The 279-nt window shown below is 63.1% G+C and carries 1 pseudogene; it reads left to right on the top strand.

Annotation, left to right across the window (positions count from 1 at the left end):
• Positions 1–129 (top strand): annotated as a pseudogene (locus tag PUR61_RS06825) (IS5/IS1182 family transposase); the annotation flags it as partial.
• Positions 130–279 lie beyond the last annotated feature (150 nt).

Consider the following 279-nt stretch of genomic DNA (forward strand, 5'->3'; position numbering starts at 1 on the left):
GAAAGGACCGTCGCCTGGCTCGGCGGCTTCCGCCGACTCCACCGCCGCTACGAACGCAAGGGCACCCACTTCGCGGCCTTCGCCACCATCGCCGCCACCCTCATCTGCAACCGCAGAATCACCAAATGAGATCACTTCTAAGGAATCCGACACCGGGTTGAGACCTCAGCGTTCGACACGTCGTGAGACTGCGATAGAAACCGCAGACCAGAGAAGCAAGCAGCGTCCGCCACGAGCCGCGCGACCCTGCAGTGTCCGTAGGGTATCGCGATCCGTGGC

The sequence above is a fragment of the Streptomyces sp. BE20 genome, from assembly GCF_036322525.1.
GTDB lineage: Bacteria > Actinomycetota > Actinomycetes > Streptomycetales > Streptomycetaceae > Kitasatospora.